We start from the raw sequence: 15533 nt of genomic DNA, 5'->3' as shown, positions 1-15533 counted from the left end.
GGGCCTTATCGTTCGCTACCCTTCGCCTTCCCCCAGGCGCGCGCGGCGGTATAGCCCAGATAGCCGGTGCCGAAGAGCGCGTAGAGCGGTTCGGGCAGAGCGGCGAGATAGGCGCGCATGCCAGCGGTGATTGCTGCCGCCATGTCAGGCCGCATGCCGGCGATCAGGCCCATGGGGACCGACCAGAGAAGCAGCGCGTACATGACGTAAAGAAAAGCGGGGCGTGCCCGCCGCGTCCAGATATCGGCGGGGTCGGAATTGCTATCCTGCTGCATGTCGTGTCCCCTTTCTAACCGATCCGGTTGGCAAGCCAGCCATAGAGAAAGGCTTCGTTGGCCGGGCGCTGTTCCGCCAGCGCGACATAGCGTTCGCCTTGCAACGCTTCGAGTGCCTTGAGCAGCACCTTGTCCCCACCCGCGCCGCGCACGGCGCGGAAGGCGGTCAATGCGGCAAAGGTGCGGGCGCCGGCCTGCCGATCGACCTTCAGGTCGGGATAATCCTTCTGGTTGCGATTGAGCGCGTTGAGTGCGCGCTGAAGGAAGCCGGTTGCGGTCGCGACGCCCATGTTGACGCCGGTGTCGAACAGTTCTGCGGCGATCGGCCAGCTCATTTCGGCGATGAAGGCGTAGCCTGGCTGTTCCCAGTAGAGGCGGCGATAGATGGCCTCTGCGACGCTGCGCGGCAGCACTTTCATATCGCCCATATAGCCGTTGGTACGGGCGACGTTCAGGGTGATGCCCATATTGGTCGGGCCGCCGCGATCGGCAGGATGGTCGCTATAGCCGCCTTCGCGGGCGATGACCTCTTCGATCAGGTCGTGAATGTCCATGGGGTGCCTCCATATCGGGAATGAGGCGACTCATTTATCCCATATGGTTCGCTGTAGGACAGGCGCTTTTGCCCAAGACCTAAAATATATGACGATGGAGAGGATGTTGCTGAAAACAGCGTCCCGTGCTTGCGCTTGGGATATTTTCCCGCGTCCGTCTCCCGGACGGTCGCTATTTCGGAAAATCTTGGTCGGGACGAGAGGATTCGAACCTCCGACCCCCACACCCCCAGTGTGATGCGCTACCAGGCTGCGCTACGTCCCGACCGGAGGGCGCCCAATAGGGGGCGGAAAAGAAAAGCGCAAGCGCTCAATCGCACCTCTTTTCACACTTTTCCCGAATCCCTAATCATATTGCCTCTTGCCCCTCATCTATGTTAGCCGCCCGCCCTTGATCCGTGCATGCCGACAGGGCGTGTGCGACCGATAGAGACAAGGCAGTCCCACCCATGTTCATTACCCCAGCCTTTGCCCAGACCGCGGGCGGGCAAGCCTCCGGCGCCGGAATCCTGGTGCAGATGGCGCCGCTGGTCCTGATCTTCGTCGTCTTCTATTTCCTGCTGATCCGTCCGCAGCAAAAGAAGATGAAGGAGCATAAGGCCAAGATCGACGCCGTGAAGAAAGGCGATCAGGTCATCACCGGCGGCGGCCTGGTCGGCAAGGTCGTGCGCGTGGACGAGATTTACGCCGATATCGAGCTGGCACCGGGCATGAAGGTCAAGGCGGTCAAGTCGACCCTGACCGAAGTGATCGACCCGACCGCCGCCAAGCCTGCGAACGACTGAGTCCCTCCATGCTGAACTTCTCGCGCTGGGCGATCGCCGCGATCATCCTGCCATTGGCGATCGGCGTCCTGTGCGCCATCCCCAGCTTCCTGCCCGACGCCACCGTCGCGCAACTCCCCCGTTTCATGCAGACGCGCGTGAACCTTGGCCTCGACCTGTCGGGCGGCAGCCACCTGCTGCTCGAAGCATCGACCCAGGATGTCGCCAAGCAGCGCCTGACCAATATGGAGGAGCAGGTTCGCACCGAACTGCGCCGGGGTGATCCCAAGATCGCGATCGGCGATATTTCGAGCCGCGACGGGAAGCTGAGCTTCATGGTCCGCGAGCCGAGCCAGGTGGACGCCGCCGTCGAGCGCATCCGTCCGTTGACGCAGGGGGCGGGCCTGACCGGCCAGCGCGATTTCAATGTCGAGGTGGTCAACAGCTCCACCATCGTCATCACGCCCACCGATGCCGGCATCAAGAATGCGGTCAAGAGCGCGATGGAGGTTTCGACCGAAGTCATCCGCCGACGCATCGACGAAATGGGCACGCGCGAACCCACGATCCAGCAGCAGGGCGACAATCGTATCGTCGTGCAGGTGCCGGGCTTGCAAGATCCCAAGGCGCTGAAGGCGCTGCTGGGCCAGACGGCCAAGCTGGAATTCAAGCTGGTCGACACGACCGCCAATCCGTCCGAGGTTGCGCAGGGCCGTGCGCCGGTGGGCAGCGAAGTGCTGCCCTATGCCGCCAACCCGACGGGCGTGCCGTTCATCGCGGTCAAGCGCCAAGTGATGGTGTCGGGCGAGGATCTGAGCGACGCGACGCAGGGGTACGACCAGAGCAACCAGGCGATCGTCAACATCCGTTTCAACAGTTCGGGCGGCCGCAAATTCGGGCAGGTGACGTCGCAGAACGTCAATCGCCCCTTCGCCATCATCCTGGACGGCAAGGTGCTGTCCGCGCCCAATATCAATGAGCCGATCCTGGGCGGCAGCGCGCAGATTGCTGGCAGCTTCACGGTCGAAAGCGCCAACCAGCTCGCCATCGCGCTGCGGTCGGGCAAGCTGCCCGTCAACTTCGTCGTGGTGGAAGAACGCACCGTCGGACCGGGCCTTGGCGCCGACTCGATCCGGGCGGGCCTGATCGCTTCGGTGGTCGCCGTGGTGGCCGTCGCTATGTTCATGTTCGTCAGCTACGGCCGCTTTGGCATGTATGCGAACCTGGCCGTCGCCATCAACGTACTGGTGATCCTGGGCGTGATGGGCATGCTGGGCGCCACGCTGACATTGCCCGGTATCGCCGGGTTCGTGCTCACCATCGGTACGGCGGTGGACGCCAACGTGCTGATCTACGAGCGTATTCGTGAGGAGCGCCGACGCGGCCGCAATGTCGTGGCGTCGATCGAACATGGTTACAAGGAAGCCAGCCGCACCATTTTCGAGGCGAACGTGACCCACGCCATAGCCGGCGGCATCATGCTTGCGCTCGGCTCCGGGCCGGTCAAGGGCTTTGCCATCGTGTTGCTGATCGGCATCGCGACCAGCGTGTTTACCGCTGTCACTTTCACCCGCATGATCGTCGCGAACTGGGTGCGCCGCACCCGTCCGACCGACATCCATATTTAAGAGGGGCGGGAGGATACACCCATGAAACTTCTCAAGCTCGTCCCCGACAACACCAATATTGGCTTCGTCGCCGTCCGCAAATGGGCCTTTGCCCTGACCGCGCTGCTGACGGTGCTCGCGGTGGGCGCGACCGCGCACAAGGGCCTCAACCTGGGCGTCGATTTCGTCGGCGGCCTGATGATCGAGGCGAAATTCCCGCAGGCGGTGGAAACCGACAAGGTGCGTGCCACCATCGGATCGCTCGGCGTGGGCGAAAGCTCGCTCCAGCAGTTCGGCGATCCCCAGACCGTGCAGATCCGCCTGCCCCTGCCCGAACAGGGCGGGGCCGGCGCGGCGAACGCTGTCGTGGAAAAGACCCGCAAGGCGATGGTCGCCCAATTCCCCGGCGTCACCTTCTCCCGCTACGACACGGTGTCGGGCAAGGTGTCGGGCGAACTGATCCAGAATGGCGTCCTGGCGGTCGTGCTCGCGATCCTGGGCATCGCGGTGTTCAGCTGGTTCCGCTACGAATGGCAGTTCGGCGTGTCGACCTTCGTCGCGATCGTGCATGACGTACTGATGACGCTGGGCTTCTTCGCCATCACGCAGCTGGAGTTCGACCTCAACATCATCGCCGCCGTGCTGACGATCGTGGGTTACTCCATCAACGACAAGATGGTGATCGACGATCGTATCCGCGAAAATATGCGTAAATATCGCAAGATGGACATGAAATCGCTCATCGATCTGTCCGTCAACGAAACGCTGCCGCGCACGGTGATGACGTCGGTGACGATCCTGCTGGCGTTGGGTGCGCTGTTGCTGCTGGGCGGCCATGTGCTGCGCGGCTTCACCGCAGCCATGATGCTGGGCATTATCGTGGGCACCTATTCGTCGGTCTATGTGTCGTCCTCGCTGCTGATCTCTCTGGGCCTTAGCCCGCAGACGTCGGAGAAGAAGGCGGCCAAGAAGGGCGACTATGCTGGCACCGCCGAGCGGGTCGGACCCCGCGATGACGGGGCCAGGCCCTGAGCGATTCCGGTATCAAGCTGCGCCGGGACGATGATGGCCAGGGGCCAATCGTCACCGGCTTTCAGGGCCGTGGCTTCCGGGTGCGCGACGATGTGTTCCCGGACGGCCTGCTGCTCAGCCCCGTTCGCGCATTGGCCTGGCGGGATGCCCCCGGATCGATCGATGCGCTGACGGTCGAAGCGCTGGGCGACCTGTTTGGCACCGATCCGCGGCCGGAATTTCTGCTGCTGGGGACCGGCGCGGGACTGCGCCAGCCGCCGCGGCCATTCGTCCGCGCGGTGGAGGCGTTGGGGCTGGGCGTGGAGGCGATGGACAGTCGTGCCGCCGCCCGCGCCTGGGGCGTGCTGCGCGCCGAAGAGCGGCAGATCGTGGCGGCGTTGCTGCCGCTGTAAGCAGCGGCGGTTGATGGCGGTTGGTGGCTTGCCCTTCCGCCTGGCTTTGGCCATTCTGCGCCCCTGTTGCACCAGAGGGGCCTTTTTCATGACATTTCACCGTCCCGGCGCCGCGCTGATCGCTGCGCTGCTCGTCACCACCAGCGCTCATGCCGCGACCCCGGATGCGCAGGCGCGCGGGGATGAGCCGGCGTTTAGGGCGCTGTACAAGGAACTGGTCGAAACCGATTCGAGCTGGCCGGACGGCAGTTGCACCGTGGCGGCCGAGCGGATGGGCGCGCGGTTGAAGGCGGCGGATTATGCGGATGCGGATGTTGCGATCGTCACCGACCCGGCCCACCCCAAGGAAGGCAATCTGACCGCAATCCTGCGCGGGAGTGACGCCAAGCTGCCGGCCGTGCTGCTGCTCGCCCATATCGACGTGGTCGCGGCCAAGCGCAGCGACTGGGAGCGCGACCCCTTCACCCTGGTCGAGGAGGGCGGCTATTTTTATGGTCGCGGTACGTCCGACGACAAGGCGATGGCGGCGGCCTTCACCGACCAGATGATCCGCTACAAGACCGAAGGCTACAAGCCCAGGCGCACGATCAAGTTGGCCCTGACCTGCGGGGAGGAGACGGAGAAGGCGCTGAACGGCGTGGAATATCTGTTGAAGAACCGGCCCGATGCGATGAAGGCCGGATGGGCGTTGAACGAAGGCGGCGGCGGCTCGCTGGACGAGGCGGGCAAGCCGGTCAGTCAGGGCGTGCAGGCGGGCGAGAAAGTCTATCAGGACTTTACCCTGACCGCGACGGCGCCGGGTGGCCACAGTTCGCGCCAGACGCCCCATGTCAACGCGATCGGATGGATGGCGGCGGCGCTGGCGCGGATCAACGATTATGATTTCCCGGTCGATCTGACCCCGGCGGCCAAGGCCTATTTCGGTGCGTCGGCGTCGCTCTATCCCGCCAAGCTATCGGAGGCGATGGCGGCGATCGGCGCCGGTAAGGCGACGGATGCCGATTATGCGACCATATCGGCGGAAAGCGGCAGCTGGAATGCGACCCTGCGCACCACCTGCATCCCGACCCTGATCCATGGCGGGCACGCGCCCAACGCGCAGCCGCAGTCGGTGACCGCGAACGTGAATTGCCGCATCATCCCCGGTGAGAGCGTCGAGTCCGTACTGGCACGCCTGGCCGAGGTTGCTGCCGATCCGAAGGTCAAGGTGACGCTGGCCGATCCGCCCCAGCCCAAATCCTCCGCGCCCGAACTGACGCCGCAGATCATGGGGCCGATCGAGACGCTGACCAAGGAGATGTGGCCGGGCGTGCCGGTGATCCCGCGTCTGGCGACCGGGGCGACCGACGGGCGCTTCACCAATGCGGCGGGCATCCCGACCTATGGCGTGTCGGGCATGTTCGCCGACCCGGACGGGCAGGGCGTCCACGGCCTCAATGAGCGCATCCGCGTCAAGTCGCTGCTGGACGGGCGGGCGTTCCTCTACCGGCTGGTGAAGCTCTATACGCAGTGAGCGGCGACGTGGGCCAAGGTGGTTCGTAAAACCGTTCGTTCGCTCGAAACGAACGGAGGTGGTGTAAATCCGCTTGCAGTCACCACGCTCCATTGCTTCTCCGCCCTAACGGAAAAGGGCCGCCCGATGGGGCGGCCCTTTCCTTTGGCGGAAAGCCGAAATCAGAAGCGGAACTTCACGCCGGCGCGATAGCTCTGATACTTCACGTCCTGGCGCCAGACGGTGGTGTCGGCTGACAGGGTCAGGTCGATCGTGCCGGTGGTGAGCGTCAGGCCACCGCCGACTTCGCCCCAATTCTTGTCCGAACCACCGAGCGCGAAGGGCGCCGGACCGCCGGTTCCGCCGACCAGATTGGCCAGGAGGAAGGCCGGCTGATCGTTGAATTCATGCACGAAGTTGGCGGTCAGATATGGCTTGAAGCTTCCGCTGTCCGCTTTGACCGTGGCGCCCAGGCGACCCTGCGCACTGCGGATGGCATGGCGCTTGATCACCAGTGCCGCGTCGCCGCCCGTTTCGGCGAGGTTGCCCGAACTGATATAGGCGCCACGGATCGATGCGCGGGGCACGATGCTGAAGGCGTCGCTGCCCAGCGCCTTGCTGAGGCCCAGCTCACCCGACAGCGCCAGTTCCTGATCGCTGCCATAAAGGGTGTAGGGGTTCACGCCGACCGCGAAGGAACGGCGCGACCGGGTAGCCAGCGTGCCGGCGCTGCCGACCGCATCCAGCTTCAGCCCGCCAAGGTCGAAGGCGCCATAGACGGTGCCCTGATAGAGGCGCGCGCGCGCCCAGTCGTTGGCGCCGGTGTCGCCCTTCAACTCGCTGAAGGACGCGGCAAGGCCGACCACGCCGTTGTCGCCAAACGCCTTTTCGACGCCCAGCGCCCCATACCAGCCGTTAAACTGGTCACTGCCCAGCGGTACGGCGGTCCGCATCGGTGCTGCCTTGCCATCGATATAGCCACCGGCCAGGAAGGCGCTCATATCGTCGGGCAACACGCCTTCGCGGGTGGTGGTGTCGCTATTGCCGCTCTGGTCCATGCCCAGGTCGATATTGTTGAGGCTGGCGGCGGCCAACTGGATCGGCTGGCCGACCATGGTCAGCGTGCCGCCGAGCGAACCGCCGTCCAGCTTGGTCAGGCGATCGCGATAGAAGCGCGCCATATTGTCGTTGAGCACTTCGGCCATCGATGTCTTGAGCGTTTCGGTGCGCGGCGCCATCGCTTCGAAGGTCGCCTGAATGCCCGCTGCGCTCAACAAATCGGTCTCGCCATAGAGAGCGGCATATTTGGCGTAGAGCGGGCGATTCTGGTCGAGCAACTGGGCGAAGCTGTTCTGGTTCGGCGCGGCGCGATTGACGACGTCGGCATAGCGGCCGGCGTCGATCCGAACGCTGACGCTGTTGTCGCCATAGATCAGCACAGGTTTCAGGATCGCTGACAGTTGCGCGGGGGCGGTGAAGGTGCCGTCGATGCCGCCTTCGGCCGTCACGAACCGATATTGGTTGCCGTAGCGGACCTTGGCTCCGGTCGCTGCGCCGAACACGACGCGACCGCCGACTGCGGCGATGCCGTCGATCGGATCGCCGACCGCCAGCAGCGAGATGTCGCCATCGGCCTGCGCCGCGGTGATCGCCGCCGCCGCACGCTGTTCCTGACGCTGCTGCTGAGCGCCGCTCTGGCTCGTGGCGGCAGGCGTTGCGACTTCGATCTGGCCATCAGCGCCGACAAATTGGGTGGCCTTGACCGCCAGCACATCGGACACGCCATTGGCGCCCAGGTCGATATGCAGCGTGCTGCCCGAACTGAGCAGTGCATTGCCTTCCACGCTCAGCGTGCCGACCGTGCCGATGCCGCCGGGGGCGATCGTGCCCAGAACATTGGTAAAATAGGGCGCGCGCAGCGTACCCTTGCCCGAAAGCAAGCCGGACAGCAGGAAATAGTCGCCGGCGGTTTCGACCCTACCGTCGATATTCACCACGCCGGCCAGATGGGAAATATCCATCAGGCTGGTCAACGATCCCGCGGCGGTGACGTCCAGGCTCGATCCGGTACCCGAAATGGTGAAGCGATCGACGGTGGCGCTGGTGTCCAGCGTGGTCTTGCCGGCCGCGCTCAGCGTCACGTCATAATAGCGGCCGACGACGCCGCGCGAGGCGGCCGGATCGATATTGTTCGGCACAAAACCGGTCGCGCCGGGCAAGCCGTTGGCCAGTGTCGCGCTGGGCAGGGCTGCGGCGGTCACCGCCGCTTCGGCCTGCGATTCCAGGATAGCACCGCTGGCCAGCGTGACGCTTTCGCCATTGGGGCTGCGTTCGGCAATCTCCACCTTGCCCTTGTTGTTGGACACGGTCGTGGCGCCGGATGCCGTCGTGGTGGCCGGGGTGGCGGCGCTGCCGCCATCTTCGACCGGCACGCCGTCGACGTAAATCGTGCCGGTGCCGACATCGTAGCAGATGCCGTCGGGCTGGTAGCAAAGCTGGCCGAATTTCTGCGCGCTATCGTCGCCGAAGGCGCCGGCGCCGGCCGTTGTGGGCACGCCGTTCACCAACCGCCCGGTGCTGTCGATGATCCGGTAATTGGGATCGAGCGCCGTTATCCAGTGGTTGGCGTCGCTCCATTTGCCGTCGCCGGCCTTGGCGGTGGCGTAGCGATAAGGGTTGTTTTCCGCGATCCAGTCCCAGAAGAGGTAAAGCGGCTGGTAGAAGGAGGAGCCGCCATAGGCGCTGGCCGGCTGTTCGAGGAAATAGCGGCTGCCACCCGACAGGACACCGATCACCGTCTTTTCGTCGAAGGCCTGGTCCAGGATGAGCGGGCCGCCTGAATCGCCACCGGCGGTGCTGCCTTCGTTGGGCAGGGCGTCATCCTTGAACAGGTTGAAGTCGAAGGGGTTTTCGCGCGTCGGATCATCGAAGTCGGTATGATAGAGATTCTGCGTATAGCCGCCCGCTTCCCCGAACAAGAAGCTGTCGACATCGTCCAGCGCACCTAGGAGACCGATGAAATTCTCCGCCGTCTTGCGGCGGAAGTCGATGCCGAAGCTGTTGCCGGTGGTGCCGCTGCCGCTGCGACCATAACCGGTAATCGTCACATGATAGCCGGTGCCGCTGGTCTCGCTGATCGAGGAGGGGGCGGGCAGGGCGGAAAACAGGACCGCCCAGGTCGGCACGTCGGCCGCCGGCGTGTCCAGCGTCGCCATGGCGACGTCGCCATAGAGGAAGCTGAGCGCGGGCGGATCGAGCGAGTCCGGATTATAGGCGATGTTGTTGACATTATAGACGCTCAGCGCCGTGTTGGTGCGATAGTTGTTGGAAATCCAGTCGACCAGGCCGGGCCGGGCATTCGCTTCGAAGGCGAACGCCACCGGCACCCCGCCATTGACCGTGCTGTAATCGGCCGAGGTCAGATCGTTGACGCAATGCGCTGCGAAGATGACCGTGCGCGGGTTGATCAGCGTGCCGGTGCACACGAATCCGTCGTCGCGATACATGATGCCGACGCCATTTACGCCGCTGTCGAGAATGTCCGAGGGAGTCTTGTCGTCGGCCGGTACGACGGCCTGTGCGACAGGCGCGATGCCAAGAGCCGCGACGGCGGCGGAAGCGAGAAGGGCCGACCGGCCGGCGCGCGCCAACAGGCCCGCACCATTCTTACGAATGTGCATGATATAAACTCCCCAAAGACCGAGGAGAAGGCTAGTCAACTGAAATGCGTAAGACAATCAGTCGCATGAAGAAAGTCGGGACTTGTCTCAAAAAGGTCACAACCATGACTGATTTATCCCATGTTAATCCATTACTAACGATGATTGTCATTCATTCCCCAATCGCAACGACATTTGCTGTGCATATCTGGCCGTCTTGATCGGCCGCCTGTTGTCGTAGTCAACCGGTCGACCGGAGGGTCGCTTGCGTATCGCGGCATATCTGCCTAAGCATGGAGTCAAGTTCCGGCTCCGCTTTGGGGGCTGGCGATAAGCAGAAGTGAGTTACGGCATGGTGCAGCAGAGCCGCCCATCGCCGCAGAGTTCCGGCCCGACCGGTCGTTATGCGGGCAAGCGTGCCCGTTCCGGTCAGGGCGATGGGAGCAAGGCTGCGGCCATTCCGCCCCCGCCGGTGCAGCGGGGCTTTTCGCCCCATGGTGCGCGCGACCGCCGATCCTATGCCGCGATCGATCTGGGCACCAATAATTGCCGCCTGTTGATCGCCAAGCCGTCCGCCGACGGTTTCATCGTGGTCGATGCCTTTTCGCGGATCGTCCGGCTGGGCGAAGGGCTGGCCGCCACTGGCCGGATCAGCGATGCGGCGATCGACCGGGCCATCGCGGCGCTGTCCGTCTGCGCCGACAAGCTGCGCCGCCGCCATGTCACGCTGGCGCGATCGGTCGCGACCGAGGCCTGCCGCCGTGCGTCCAACGGCGCAGAGTTCATCCATCGCGTCTATAAGGAAACGGGCATCGCGCTCGACATCATCAGCGCGCAGGAAGAGGCGAGGCTGGCGGTGCTGGGTTGCCATGCGCTGCTGGAGCCGGGCGAAGGGCCGGCGCTCATCTTCGACATTGGCGGTGGATCGACCGAACTGGTGCTGGTCGATTCGCACGGGACGACCGGCGCGCCGCGCATCGTCGACTGGGTGAGCGCACCCTGGGGCGTGGTGTCGCTGACCGAGAGCGAGGCGTTCGATCATGGCAATGCCGCCGACCGGCTGGCCGCCTATGAACGGATGCGCGCGCGGGTGGCTGAGGCTTTCTCTCCTCTGGCCCGGCGCCTGCCCAAGGATGCGCAGGATATTCGCCTGCTCGGCACATCGGGCACGGTGACGACGCTGGCCAGCCTGCATCTGGGGCTGCCCCGCTATGACCGGCAGGCGATCGATGGCCTGATCGTGCCGTGCGAATCGATGCGGGCCATTTCGGATCGCCTGTCGGGCATGAACCTGGCGGAAAGGCAGAAACTGCCCTGTATCGGCACCGAGCGGGCCGATCTGGTGGTGGCGGGCTGCGCCATTTTGGAATCTATCCTCGATATCTGGCCGGCGGAGCGCCTGGGCGTCGCCGATCGGGGTATTCGTGAAGGCATTTTACGCGGGCTGATGGACCGCGACGGGAGAGTGATGTGAGAGGGTCTGGCGTCGGCAAGGTGCGGGTCAAGACCGCAAAGGGCCGCACGGCGCAGTCGGTGCGCTGGCTGGAGCGGCATCTGAACGATCCCTATGTCCGCAAGGCGAAGGCGGAAGGCTGGCGCAGCCGCGCGGCCTTCAAGCTCATCGAACTGGACGAGAAATTCCATTTCGTGAAGGGATCGAAGGCGGTCGTCGACCTTGGCGTCGCGCCGGGCGGCTGGGCGCAGGTGGTGCGGAAAATGGCGCCGAAGGCTGCGGTGGTGGGCATCGACCTGCTGCCGACCGATCCGATTGCCGGTGTCACCCTGTTCGAAATGGACTTCATGGACGACAAGGCGCCGGCCCTGCTGCGCGAGGCGCTGGGGCAGGAACCGGACCTGATCATTTCCGACATGGCGGCCAATACGGTCGGTCATGCCGCGACCGATCACCTGCGCACCATGGGGCTGGTCGAGGCAGCGGCCTGGTTCGCGGTGGAAAATCTGCGCAAGGGCGGCACCTTCGTCGCCAAGGTGTTTGCCGGCGGCACGGACGGCGAATTGCTGGTGCTGCTGAAAAAGAATTTCACGACGATCAAGCACGCCAAGCCGCCGGCCAGCCGCAAGGGCAGCGTCGAATGGTATGTCGTGGCGCAGGGGTTCAAGGGGCGGCCGGACGAAGGGCTCGATCCGACCGAATAGGATAGATTTGGGGGGCATTTGGTCGCAACGGTTTCGACGGTCGCCTATCTGGGGCTGGAGGCGCGCGCCGTGGAGGTGCAGTGCCAGCTGGTCCCCGGCCTCCCCAACTTCATCCTCGTCGGCCTGCCCGACAAGGCAGTGGCTGAAAGCCGGGAGCGGGTGCGCAACGCCATCGCCGCCATCGGCCTGTCGCTGCCGCCCAAGCGCATCACCGTGAACCTGTCGCCGGCCGACCTGCCCAAGGAAGGATCGCATTTCGATCTGCCCATTGCGCTCGCCCTGCTGGGTGCGATGGGCGTGATCGATGCGGAAATGCTGTCGGGCTATGTGGTCGTGGGGGAGCTGGGACTGGACGGGCGCACCGCGCCGTCGCCCGGCGTGCTGCTGGCGGCGCTCCATGCCGGCGAACAGGACAAGGGGCTGGTCTGTCCGGTGGCTCAGGGCGCGGAAGCCGCCTGGGCGGGCGAGGTGGAAGTGGTCGCCGCGCCGGACCTGCTCAGCCTGCTCAACCATTTCAAGGGCACGTCGGCGCTGTCGCCGCCGCAGCCAGGGGCGGTCGATGCGCCGGTGCGGACCGCAGACCTGAAACAGGTCAAGGGGCAGGAGGTTGCCAAGCGCGCGCTGGAGATTGCGGCGGCCGGTGGCCATAACCTGTTGATGGTCGGGCCGCCGGGGGCGGGCAAGTCGCTGATGGCCAGTTGCCTGCCGGGCATATTGCCGGACATGACGCCGTCCGAAGCGCTGGAAAGCTCGATGGTGGCGAGCGTCGCCGGCACGCTGGAGGGCGGCAGGATCAGTCGGGCGCGCCCGTTCCGCAATCCGCATCACAGCGCGTCGATGGCGGCGCTGGTCGGCGGTGGGCTGAAGGCGCGGCCGGGCGAGGTCAGCATGGCGCATCTGGGCGTGCTGTTCCTGGACGAACTGCCGGAATTTCAGCGGACCGTGCTGGATTCGCTGCGCCAGCCGCTGGAAACGGGCGAGGTGACGGTGGCGCGGGCCAATGCGCATGTGACCTTTCCGGCGCGAGTGCAGTTGATCGCCGCGATGAACCCGTGCCGCTGCGGGCATCTGGGCGATCCTGCGCTGGCCTGTTCGCGCGCGCCGCGCTGCGCGGCGGATTATCAGGCGAAAGTGTCCGGGCCATTATTGGATCGGATCGACCTGCATGTGGAGGTACAGGCGGTGACGGCCGCCGACCTGGTTCTGCCCCCGCCCGCCGAAGGATCGGCCGAGGTCGCGGCGCGGGTCGCCGCGGCGCGCAGCGTCCAGACGGCGCGCTATGCCGGGAGCAGGACGCGCACCAATGCCGAGGTGGATGGTGAACGGCTGGAGGAGGTCGCCGGACCGGACGAAGCCGGGCGGCAATTGCTGGCGCAGGCGGCCGCGGCGATGAAATTATCGGCCCGCGGCTATACGCGGGTATTGCGGGTCGCGCGCACCATCGCTGATCTGGCCGGGGCCGAGCAGGTCGGGCGGGTGCATGTGGCGGAGGCGCTGAGCTATCGGCGAAGGGCGCCGGTGAATTGAGAAGTGGGCTGGACAGCGGTTGGCGGTCAGTTTCAGACATGGGCGAATAATATGACATCACCCCGGCTCAAGGCCGGGGGCGACGGATGTAGAAGATATCGCCTAACTACCCTAATCCATCACCAAATCCGCTCAGCTGTCGCTGGCGATCAGCTTCAATTCGGCGGCCGGGGCGGCGCTGTCCTTGGGGCGGAAGCGGCCTTCGACGCGGCTGCCCGGTTCGATCGTGATCCGTTCATAGACGACGTCGCCGGTGATACGGGCGCTGCTTTCCACCACCAGTTCGCCAGCCGTGATCGACCCATCGACAAGGCCCGCAAGCCGGGCGCTTTGGGCGGTCACATGCCCGGTGATGCGGCTGTCTGGTCCCTGCACCAACGCGGCGCAGCTGATGTCGCCCTCAATCACGCCATCGACGTGCAGGTCGACACTCGCGTTCAGATTGCCCACGATGATGACGTCGCCGCCGATCAGCGAGAAGGGGATGGACTTACCCCCGGTCGCGGACATCGGCGAAACGGGCCGTTGCGATTTGCTGGACTTGGAGAACATCTTTGCGGGCCTCCAGGAAGGAGCGGGGATTGACGGCCTGGCCGTTCAGCCGGACCTCGAAATGCAAATGGGTGCCGGTCGATCGGCCGGTCGAGCCCATGCGGCCGATCGTGTCGCCGCGCGCGATCTTCTGGCCGACGCGGCTGGCAAAGCCGGACAGGTGGGCATAGCGGGTCATGATGCCGTTGCCATGCTCCACCTCGACCACATTGCCATAGCCCTGGCGCTGGCCGACATAGCTGACCTTGCCGTCGGCCGCCGCGTTGATCGGCTGGCCGTAGCGACCGGGGAAATCCAGTCCGGCGTGGAAGGCGGCGTGGCCGTTGAACGGGTCGCGGCGATAGCCATAGCTGCTGGTCAGCATCGGCGAACCGGTGGGCTGGCCAGACGGGATGGTAAGGAGGCTGCGCTCCAGAAATTCCATGCGCGCCATGGCGTCGGCCAGATTTTCCAGTTCGCCGGTCATCGCGCCCTTGTCGCCCTTCCAGGGGACGAAAGGGCCACCCTGGGAGCTGGCCTGTGCGCGGGCGGCGCTGCGGGCGAGGGTGTCGGGGTTAAGGCCGAAGCTGCGAATGGCGGCAGCGGCCTTGTCGGCGCGGCGCTCGACCGCGTGGGTCAGCAGCAGGGCGAAACGGCGCTGGCGCTGCTCCAGCTTCACCAGCGGCGCAGCTTCGGGCGCCATGCTGATCTTGCTGCTGAGCTGGTCCTTCTGGTCGCCCTTGTCCTGGTCGCCCTTGTCGGCGCGCTTCTCTTCCCCGACCAGATCGGCGCCGGCGGCATTGCCGTCCTCGGCCCCGAAATGCGTCTTGTAGAGAATGTCCATGAAGTCCTGGCGGGCCTTCAAATCCTGCGCCAGATCCTCGACCGACTGGCGGTAGCCTTCCACCTTGCTGGCGGCGCTGGCGACGGACTTGCCTTGCTGTGCCAATGCGGCGCGCTGCTGTTCGACCGAGGCGGTGCTGGCGAGCATGGAGACGGTGACGCCGGCCCAGCCGATCAGCGCGGCAGATAGGGTGCCGGCCGCTGCAAGTTGCGCGCGGCGAGAAATGCGGATGAACTTGACCTGGCCACCGGAGCGCAGGAAAATCTCCCGCTCAGGGCAGAGGGCATTGATCCGGTCCCGGAGACCGGCCATTCCCGTCTTCTTCTGATGCGACAATGCGACCCCGCGACTCTAAATCATGCTTCTTTTGCCCGCGGCGGCCGTTAGCAAAGCTTTGCCTTACGCGCGAATCCGCCACTGCGGACTCGTGACGAGTCGATGGTCGAACGCGACGAAACGAAGATCCGGCGCGTCGGTTCCGTGCAAATGACGGGATTTTTCACTTGTCCGTCGTACTTGTGAGCGCTGGATGGCGTTCTGTCGCCGTGGAAAGGGGGGGTCGGTGGCATCGGGGCGCCTTGCTTGACCGCATCGGTGCGCATCGCTATAGGCGCGGCTGCCCAGCGGCCGGACGTGTCGAGACTCGCTCTCTTCCCGTCCTTTCCTCCGGGCACTTTTTAGAGCTGAACATTGCCGGGT

The 15533-nt window shown here is 65.0% G+C and carries 13 protein-coding genes and 1 tRNA gene; 8 read left to right on the top strand and 6 right to left on the bottom strand.

The window, feature by feature from the left end; all coding sequences use genetic code 11:
• Window positions 1-5: 5 nt before the first annotated feature.
• The 3 genes from AC07UX_RS14360 to AC07UX_RS14350 all read right to left on the bottom strand — a co-directional run bounded on the left by AC07UX_RS14360 (window position 6) and on the right by AC07UX_RS14350 (window position 1094).
• Complete coding sequence (locus AC07UX_RS14360) at window positions 6-275, bottom strand: 3TM-type holin (RefSeq protein WP_495192679.1); 270 nt, start codon at window positions 273-275, stop codon at window positions 6-8.
• 14 nt (window positions 276-289) lie between these two features.
• Complete coding sequence (locus tag AC07UX_RS14355; RefSeq protein ID WP_495192678.1) at window positions 290-829, bottom strand: glycoside hydrolase family 108 protein; 540 nt, start codon at window positions 827-829, stop codon at window positions 290-292.
• 188 nt (window positions 830-1017) lie between these two features.
• Window positions 1018-1094 (bottom strand) — tRNA-Pro (locus AC07UX_RS14350).
• A gap of 184 nt (window positions 1095-1278) precedes the next feature.
• Between AC07UX_RS14350 and yajC the strand changes: the two genes are divergently transcribed.
• The 5 genes from yajC (at window position 1279) to AC07UX_RS14325 (ending at window position 6137) form a co-directional block, all read left to right on the top strand.
• A complete protein-coding gene (yajC, locus tag AC07UX_RS14345) occupies window positions 1279-1614 on the top strand; it encodes a preprotein translocase subunit YajC (protein WP_184269376.1) in 336 nt (111 codons plus the stop codon).
• An 8-nt stretch (window positions 1615-1622) separates the two neighbouring features.
• A complete protein-coding gene (secD, locus tag AC07UX_RS14340) occupies window positions 1623-3221 on the top strand; it encodes a protein translocase subunit SecD (protein ID WP_495192677.1) in 1599 nt (532 codons plus the stop codon).
• A gap of 21 nt (window positions 3222-3242) precedes the next feature.
• Window positions 3243-4232, top strand: a complete 990-nt coding sequence (gene secF / locus AC07UX_RS14335) for a protein translocase subunit SecF (RefSeq protein ID WP_495192676.1) — start codon at window positions 3243-3245, stop codon at window positions 4230-4232.
• 47 nt (window positions 4233-4279) lie between these two features.
• Window positions 4280-4624, top strand: a complete 345-nt coding sequence (locus tag AC07UX_RS14330; RefSeq protein WP_495192861.1) for an Mth938-like domain-containing protein — start codon at window positions 4280-4282, stop codon at window positions 4622-4624.
• An 88-nt stretch (window positions 4625-4712) separates the two neighbouring features.
• Window positions 4713-6137 carry a M20/M25/M40 family metallo-hydrolase gene (locus AC07UX_RS14325; RefSeq protein ID WP_495192675.1) on the top strand — a complete coding sequence of 475 codons (1425 nt, stop codon included), beginning with the start codon at window positions 4713-4715 and terminating at the stop codon, window positions 6135-6137.
• Window positions 6138-6298: 161 nt separating this feature from the next.
• Here the strand turns inward: AC07UX_RS14325 and AC07UX_RS14320 are convergent, their stop codons facing one another.
• The gene (locus AC07UX_RS14320; RefSeq protein WP_495192674.1) at window positions 6299-9796 is read right to left on the bottom strand and encodes an autotransporter domain-containing protein; all 3498 of its coding nucleotides are present in this window, start codon (window positions 9794-9796) and stop codon (window positions 6299-6301) included.
• Between the two features lie 331 nt (window positions 9797-10127).
• On the opposite strand from AC07UX_RS14320, the gene AC07UX_RS14315 reads away from it, so the two are divergent.
• Genes AC07UX_RS14315 through AC07UX_RS14305 form a run of 3 tightly spaced genes read left to right on the top strand, consistent with a single transcriptional unit; the run spans window position 10128 to window position 13459 of the window.
• On the top strand, window positions 10128-11249 hold the full coding sequence (locus tag AC07UX_RS14315) for a Ppx/GppA phosphatase family protein (RefSeq protein WP_495192673.1): 1122 nt from the start codon (window positions 10128-10130) through the stop codon (window positions 11247-11249).
• Window positions 11246-11932 carry an RlmE family RNA methyltransferase gene (locus AC07UX_RS14310; protein ID WP_495192672.1) on the top strand — a complete coding sequence of 229 codons (687 nt, stop codon included), beginning with the start codon at window positions 11246-11248 and terminating at the stop codon, window positions 11930-11932. Before AC07UX_RS14315 ends, AC07UX_RS14310 begins: the two co-directional genes overlap by 4 nt.
• Window positions 11933-11950: 18 nt before the next feature.
• Complete coding sequence (locus AC07UX_RS14305; RefSeq protein ID WP_495192671.1) at window positions 11951-13459, top strand: YifB family Mg chelatase-like AAA ATPase; 1509 nt, start codon at window positions 11951-11953, stop codon at window positions 13457-13459.
• A gap of 132 nt (window positions 13460-13591) precedes the next feature.
• Here AC07UX_RS14305 and AC07UX_RS14300 read toward each other — a convergent pair whose 3' ends face one another.
• Both AC07UX_RS14300 and AC07UX_RS14295 read right to left on the bottom strand, forming a co-directional pair.
• Entirely contained in the window at window positions 13592-13969 is a 378-nt protein-coding gene (locus tag AC07UX_RS14300; protein ID WP_495192670.1) for a bactofilin family protein, read from the bottom strand.
• Window positions 13950-15146 carry a peptidoglycan DD-metalloendopeptidase family protein gene (locus AC07UX_RS14295; protein ID WP_495192669.1) on the bottom strand — a complete coding sequence of 399 codons (1197 nt, stop codon included), beginning with the start codon at window positions 15144-15146 and terminating at the stop codon, window positions 13950-13952. The genes AC07UX_RS14300 and AC07UX_RS14295 overlap by 20 nt, the downstream gene beginning before the upstream one ends.
• Between the last annotated feature and the right edge of the window lie 387 nt (window positions 15147-15533).

Source organism: Sphingobium sp. GW821-FHT02B05 (assembly GCF_059421905.1).
Note: the sequence above shows the minus strand (reverse complement) of the source record. Positions and strands in the feature narration are given on the sequence as shown.

Coding starts and splice junctions, on each gene's coding strand:
- AC07UX_RS14315 (WP_495192673.1), top strand. CDS start 10,128: ATGGTGCAGCAGAGCCGCCCATCGCCGCAGAGTTCCGGCCCGACCGGT.
- yajC (WP_184269376.1), top strand. CDS start 1,279: ATGTTCATTACCCCAGCCTTTGCCCAGACCGCGGGCGGGCAAGCCTCC.
- AC07UX_RS14300 (WP_495192670.1), bottom strand. CDS start 13,969: ATGTCCGCGACCGGGGGTAAGTCCATCCCCTTCTCGCTGATCGGCGGC.
- AC07UX_RS14295 (WP_495192669.1), bottom strand. CDS start 15,146: ATGGCCGGTCTCCGGGACCGGATCAATGCCCTCTGCCCTGAGCGGGAG.
- AC07UX_RS14320 (WP_495192674.1), bottom strand. CDS start 9,796: ATGCACATTCGTAAGAATGGTGCGGGCCTGTTGGCGCGCGCCGGCCGG.
- AC07UX_RS14355 (WP_495192678.1), bottom strand. CDS start 829: ATGGACATTCACGACCTGATCGAAGAGGTCATCGCCCGCGAAGGCGGC.
- AC07UX_RS14360 (WP_495192679.1), bottom strand. CDS start 275: ATGCAGCAGGATAGCAATTCCGACCCCGCCGATATCTGGACGCGGCGG.
- secD (WP_495192677.1), top strand. CDS start 1,623: ATGCTGAACTTCTCGCGCTGGGCGATCGCCGCGATCATCCTGCCATTG.
- secF (WP_495192676.1), top strand. CDS start 3,243: ATGAAACTTCTCAAGCTCGTCCCCGACAACACCAATATTGGCTTCGTC.
- AC07UX_RS14325 (WP_495192675.1), top strand. CDS start 4,713: ATGACATTTCACCGTCCCGGCGCCGCGCTGATCGCTGCGCTGCTCGTC.